The sequence below is a fragment of the Bacillus cereus group sp. BfR-BA-01381 genome, assembly GCF_022663555.1.
GTDB classification, from domain to species: Bacteria; Bacillota; Bacilli; order Bacillales; family Bacillaceae_G; genus Bacillus_A; species Bacillus_A pacificus.
Map to the genome: position 1 here is coordinate 139,408 of NZ_JAKUFR010000002.1, position 6,000 is coordinate 145,407.

A 6,000-nucleotide genomic window follows, 5' to 3' on the forward strand; every position below is an offset into this window, starting at 1 on the left:
ATTTATAATTCTTTCATTCCTGCTAACACTTGGTTATCGAGCTTTTTAGCTGCACGAAGATCATACGTTTTTTCATATGTTGGCTCAATTGCAAGTTTTGCACCATAAAACATAACATCACGTACTTCTTGTACATTTACTTCTATTACAGTTAATTTTAGAGGAATGCCTTCCATTCTATCAGTCAAAATTTCACCTGCACCACTTATGGAAAATACGGATTCATTCGCCATTATAGTCAATACCACTCCAGTACTATGTCTTATATTTTCCACAATACGTGAACGTTGATCTACTGCAAATCGAATACTAGTTTTACTCACTGCATACACCCAAGAAATAGCACTTACGTTAGGAACTTGTTTTTCAAAATCTGTTGTCGCTACCATAACAATACACTCTTTACGTAATGTTTGTACTAAATCATCTGTTAATGTGGGCTCTACTACATTCGCCATATTTCCACCTCCAAATATACTTCATATATCCTTATCATAACCTATTTTTCGAATTGCGAAAATATTATTTTTTCCCGCTATTATTCAAAAACATTACACTTCCATGATATACTTATACTGATAGAATTCGTATTGAGGTGACGAAATGAGAGTCAAATGTATGATTTGTGATAAAAAAGATATGTTAGATGATGAAAATCCTATGGCAAAAAAACTGCGTAATCGCCCTATTCATACATATATGTGCATGGAATGTTCGGAACGAATTGCTGAACGTACGATGGAACGTCATGCAAGTGGTAATTTCCGATTATATCGTGATAAAAAAGTCGAAGACGATTGGTAAAATATAAATAAGTCCTTTATCAATATGATAAAGGACTTATTTATATTTTTCAGGTTCGCGATTCATTTGATCCAAAAAACAATCAATAGCTTCTAATGGAAACCTTACAGATTTTCTTTCTCCATTTATTTCATATGTAACTAAATACATTTCCTCGTCCTTCTTAACTTCCACATTTCTCAATTTATGTTCTTCATATATCATATTTTGAAATAACAAATACGTTTCTTTTGCAGCACTATCATCCGGACGTGCTTCAGCAACTGTTTTAATTGTTAACCAATTATATAACGCATCTTGTACGGAACGCATAAAACTTCCCCCCTCATCCTGCTTTTTGTTGTCTTGCTTGACGTAATCGCAACCTATAAATCCCAAGTACAATTGCTGCTACAACAAGCCCCTCTCCAACAGGTAAAAAAACTGCAAAGAAAGTTAACACTGTACACCCAATCGCTAACGATACATATATCACTATATTTTTTATTATAGATAGTTTTCTTGCAAAACCTAAATTATACACAAGTGCACTTAATACAATAATGACGCCATACAGTAACCACATCCCTAGTTCTGGATTTTCATCAACTTTACATAACTTCGCAAAAAACGACATTCTTTCTAACACCATTTATCCCCCTTCCTCATAAATCAAACCATTTTTCTTTATGTACTTAATACAAGAGTAACCTGTGAAAAAAATACTGTCCACAAAAAGAGTAAATATTCTAAAAAATAAACATAAAAAACAGCTACCTTAATTAAAGGTAGCTGTTTTACTATTTTACGCTTCTACAGATTTCTTTTTCTTAGCAGCTCTTTCACGTTCGCTCTTATCAAGAATCTTTTTACGTAAACGAATTGATTCTGGAGTTACTTCACAGAACTCGTCATCGTTTAAGTACTCTAATGATTCTTCTAAAGTCATTAAGCGTGGTTTTTTCATTGTTGAAGTTTGATCTTTCGTCGCAGAACGAATGTTAGTTTGTTGTTTCATTTTCACAACGTTAACTGTTAAGTCATTCTCACGAGTGTGTTCTCCGACAATCATACCAGCATATACTTCTGTACCTGGTTCAACGAAGATTACACCACGGTCTTCAACTTGCATAATACCGTATTGTGATGCTTTTCCTGTTTCAAGTGAAACTAGAACACCTTGACGACGTCCACCAACTTGTCCAGCGTGTACTGGTTGGTAGCAATCGAATGTATGGTTTAAAATACCGTAACCACGAGTTAATGTTAAGAATTCTGTTGTGTAACCAATTAAACCACGTGCTGGAACCATGAAAGTAAGGCGAACTTGACCGTTTCCGTTATTCACCATATCTAACATTTCACCTTTACGTGCACCCATAGATTCCATAATAGAACCAGTGTATTCTTCAGGTACATCGATTTGTACACGCTCTACAGGCTCACATCTTACGCCATCAACTTCTTTAATAATTACTTCTGGCTTAGATACTTGTAGTTCATAACCTTCACGACGCATGTTTTCAATTAAGATAGATAAATGTAGTTCCCCACGTCCAGATACGATCCATGCATCAGGAGACTCTGTATTATCTACACGTAAACTTACATCTGTTTCTAATTGTGAACGAAGACGCTCTTCAATTTTACGAGATGTAATGTATTTACCTTCACGACCTGCAAATGGACTGTTATTTACAAGGAACGTCATTTGTAGTGTTGGCTCATCAATACGTAATAATGGTAACGCATCTTGATGTTCAACTGGACATACTGTTTCACCAACGTTAATGTCTTCCATACCAGAAACAGCTACTAAGTCTCCAGCTTTTGCTTCTTCAATTTCTTGTCGTTTTAATCCCATGTAACCAAATAATTTTGTTACGCGGAATTGTTTTACGCTTCCGTCTACTTTCATTAAAGCAACTTGTTGTCCAACCTTCATTGTACCGCGGAATACGCGTCCAACTCCAATACGTCCAACATAGTCGTTGTAATCAAGAAGTGCTACTTGGAATTGAAGTGGCTCTTCGCTGTTATCAATTGGTGCAGGAATATGTTCAATAATTGTATCAAATAATGATTTCATATTCTCTTCTTGATTTGCTGGGTTTGAATCTAAGCTTGCTGTTCCGTTCATTGCTGATGCAAATACAACTGGGAACTCTAATTGATCTTCGTTTGCACCAAGTTCGATGAATAAGTCGATTACTTCATCAACTACTTCATCAGGGCGAGCGAAGTCACGGTCAATTTTATTTACAACTACGATTGGAGTTAAGTTTTGCTCAAGAGCTTTCTTTAAAACAAATCGTGTTTGTGGCATACAACCTTCATATGCATCAACAACAAGTAAAACACCATCAACCATTTTCATAATACGTTCTACTTCTCCACCGAAGTCAGCGTGACCCGGTGTATCTAAAATGTTAATTCTTTTATCTTCATAGTGAATCGCAGTATTTTTCGCTAAAATTGTAATACCGCGCTCTCTTTCTAGATCATTTGAATCCATTGCGCGCTCTTCAACGTGTTCGTTCGCACGGAAAGTCCCCGCTTGACGTAATAACTGGTCAACAAGTGTTGTTTTACCATGGTCAACGTGGGCAATAATTGCTATATTGCGTAAATCTTGTCGTTTTTTCAACATGTCCAACTCCTAATGTCTTTTTAATCCTTCTCTATTATAAGAGCGAAGGGGATACAATAGCAATTAAAATAAAATCAAGAATGAAAATATAGTTGTATTCTTACTTTTGTGAAAGTAAAATGAGATTGGAGGGTGAAGAAATGGAACACATTCAATATCGCTTTTTATTAACTGCAATTATCGGTGTTATTTTCTTAATCGGTATCGGCATTATGATTGCTGAAAATAGTCCAATCGGTATTATTATTTGCATTATCGGCACATTTGTTACAGTTGGATACGGTTTTGTAACAAAAAGAAAAATGCGTAAATCGCAATAACGTCAAAAAGTAAGAAGCCTGTATATAGCCTCTTACTTTTTTTGTTACTTGGATATAAAGTGAAACTTTAATCAGCCCTTACCAATCGGGCTTTTATGGATAGCCCGCCCCCCACCTCACTTCTTTGCTTTCGCTGAAATTTGAGGTGGGGGTCTTACTGCCCATTAAAGCGGGATAAACGATAACACTTCTTCATACACCCCTGGCTTCGCAACTAATACGCTACTCTTCTCCACGATAGAAAGTGGCGCTCCGGAGAATGTTGTTACCTTGCCTCCAACTTCCTCTACAATTATCTGTCCCCCACCAAAGTCCCATGGTGATAATCTAGGCGTTACATATGCATCAATTCTTCCAGTTGCAACGTATACCATCTCTAAAGCTGCACAGCCATATGATCTCGTGCCTCTTGCTTTCTTAACAAGTGCCATCATACTTTCCATATTAAGCAATGGATTGTCGGTAAGCCATATCGCATTTAAAGCTACAATACCTTGCTCTACAGTACCTTTTTCTAATAAAGGTATTGGTACTTCATTACAAAATGCTCCAGCCCCTTTTAACGCATGATATAATTCATCATGAACTGGATCATAAATAAGTCCAATCTTTCCGATACCGTTCTCATAAATTCCAATTGAAATTGCAAAATTTCTTTTTTGGTGAACAAAGTTCATCGTGCCGTCAATTGGATCAATTAACCAAACAACCCCGTCAGAAGAAGTTACCTCGTCTCCATAGCCCTCTTCACCTAAAATATGATGATGTGGGAATGTTTCTTTAATTTTCCCAATTAAAAACTGTTCTATTTCTCGGTCCATATTTGTTACTAAATCAGCTGCATTTGATTTTGTTTCTATAATAAGTGCTTTTTTCATTGATGCCATTAAACGCTCTCCCGCATCCCGAATCCACTGTTTGGCGTGTGCATCGATGTCTTTCCATACTTCTTGCATGTTTAAACACTCCGATCTATACTGTTCACAGAAAAAACGAACCCTTTATAAGGTTCGCACCAACTAATTTTTTATACATATACTATTATTACGCTTCTAAACGAATCATTTCAAGTCTTAACACTTCTAACTTTTGTACACACTCTTCTTTTTTCTGTTTATCATTTTCCATCATCGCATCATATAAAGTCGCTAATTCATAATCTAGCTCCAAACGTAGCACCGGTATTCTCTTTTCAGCATCTGTTCTCTTTAACGCATTAATCACCTGTCTCATATTATTTGCCTCCTCCCAATATTCGTCTGCCCTCGGACTAGAATTGATTCAATTTTCTGATTTTTTTGTTTTATACTATACTATGTTGGATAAATCATCTATGCAACAAAATTATATTTTTTTATTTAAATTTTTTTGTGCTGTTTTTTTTATGAATAGTACAAGCTATGCTAAAATAAAAGCAAAATAGGAGTTGGAGGAACAATCATGACACTACAAACATTCAAATCAACTGATTTTGAGGTCTTTACAGTTGATGGTCTCGAAGAACGAATGAGTGCAATTAAAACGAACATTCATCCTAAGCTAGAAGCTTTAGGGGAACAGTTTGCAGCGTATTTATCCAAACAAACTGATGAGAACTTTTTTTATCATGTAGCAAAACACGCACGTCGCAAAGTCAATCCACCAAACGATACTTGGGTTGCTTTTTCAACAAATAAACGCGGATATAAAATGCTACCACATTTCCAAATTGGATTATGGGGTACTCATGCCTTCATATACTTTGGTTTAATCTATGAGTGTCCACAAAAAGTGGAGACGGCTCACGCCTTCTTAGAACATATAAATGATTTAAAAACAAATATTCCAAAGGACTTCGTTTGGTCCATTGACCATACTAAACCAAGTGTAAAATTACATAAAACACTTGAAACAAATGATTTACAAAAGATGATTGAACGTCTAGCTACTGTAAAAAAAGCAGAATTATTAGTTGGTATTCATATATCACCAGAGGAGTTTTCAGCAATGACCAACGAACAATTCCTTGCTAAGATTGAATCTACGATGCAATCACTCCTTCCTTTATATGCACTTTGTAATCGATAGTAGAAAACGGACAATTTATATTGTCCGTTTTTAGTTGTTATCACATTATATCACTTCAGTTTTTATTTTTCAAAATATTTTTTACATTTTCACAAGCTTTTCTTCTTCAATTTCTTTAGCCTTCTGAATCGCACGGTATATAGAATATCCACTTACTTCTTGGAACTCTTTATCAATTTT

Annotated in this window: 10 protein-coding genes; 3 read left to right on the forward strand and 7 right to left on the reverse strand. The window is 35.5% G+C overall.

Translation table 11 applies throughout. The annotated features are described in order from the left end of the window. Positions 1-2 precede the first annotated feature (2 nt). Positions 3-458: a pyridoxamine 5'-phosphate oxidase family protein gene (locus tag MR079_RS01415; RefSeq protein WP_000024588.1), complete on the reverse strand. Its 456-nt coding sequence runs from the start codon at positions 456-458 to the stop codon at positions 3-5. 145 nt (positions 459-603) lie between these two features. Here MR079_RS01415 and MR079_RS01420 point away from each other — a divergent pair, with 145 nt between their 5' ends. Continuing rightward, positions 604-804, forward strand: a complete 201-nt coding sequence (locus MR079_RS01420; protein ID WP_001995040.1) for a YlaI family protein — start codon at positions 604-606, stop codon at positions 802-804. Between the two features lie 36 nt (positions 805-840). Here the strand turns inward: MR079_RS01420 and MR079_RS01425 are convergent, their stop codons facing one another. The 3 genes from MR079_RS01425 to typA form a co-directional block, all read right to left on the reverse strand. Beyond that, a complete protein-coding gene (locus MR079_RS01425) occupies positions 841-1,116 on the reverse strand; it encodes a hypothetical protein (protein WP_139866891.1) in 276 nt (91 codons plus the stop codon). Between the two features lie 13 nt (positions 1,117-1,129). After that, on the reverse strand, positions 1,130-1,432 hold the full coding sequence (locus MR079_RS01430; RefSeq protein WP_242293333.1) for a YlaH-like family protein: 303 nt from the start codon (positions 1,430-1,432) through the stop codon (positions 1,130-1,132). Positions 1,433-1,588: 156 nt separating this feature from the next. Next, a complete protein-coding gene (typA, locus tag MR079_RS01435) occupies positions 1,589-3,433 on the reverse strand; it encodes a translational GTPase TypA (protein ID WP_000914763.1) in 1,845 nt (614 codons plus the stop codon). A gap of 140 nt (positions 3,434-3,573) precedes the next feature. Between typA and MR079_RS01440 the strand changes: the two genes are divergently transcribed. Beyond that, positions 3,574-3,753 (forward strand): DUF5325 family protein, encoded by a 180-nt coding sequence (locus MR079_RS01440; protein WP_000400127.1) that lies wholly within the window; start codon positions 3,574-3,576, stop codon positions 3,751-3,753. Between the two features lie 164 nt (positions 3,754-3,917). Here the strand turns inward: MR079_RS01440 and MR079_RS01445 are convergent, their stop codons facing one another. Both MR079_RS01445 and MR079_RS01450 read right to left on the reverse strand, forming a co-directional pair. After that, positions 3,918-4,709 (reverse strand): inositol monophosphatase family protein, encoded by a 792-nt coding sequence (locus MR079_RS01445; protein ID WP_087954450.1) that lies wholly within the window; start codon positions 4,707-4,709, stop codon positions 3,918-3,920. 88 nt (positions 4,710-4,797) lie between these two features. After that, positions 4,798-4,986: a hypothetical protein gene (locus MR079_RS01450; protein WP_001250168.1), complete on the reverse strand. Its 189-nt coding sequence runs from the start codon at positions 4,984-4,986 to the stop codon at positions 4,798-4,800. Between the two features lie 207 nt (positions 4,987-5,193). Between MR079_RS01450 and MR079_RS01455 the strand changes: the two genes are divergently transcribed. Further along, complete coding sequence (locus tag MR079_RS01455) at positions 5,194-5,820, forward strand: YktB family protein (protein WP_242293334.1); 627 nt, start codon at positions 5,194-5,196, stop codon at positions 5,818-5,820. Between the two features lie 81 nt (positions 5,821-5,901). Here MR079_RS01455 and MR079_RS01460 read toward each other — a convergent pair. Continuing rightward, a partial coding sequence (locus tag MR079_RS01460; RefSeq protein ID WP_242293335.1) for a UPF0223 family protein occupies positions 5,902-6,000 on the reverse strand: 99 nt, incomplete at its 5' end.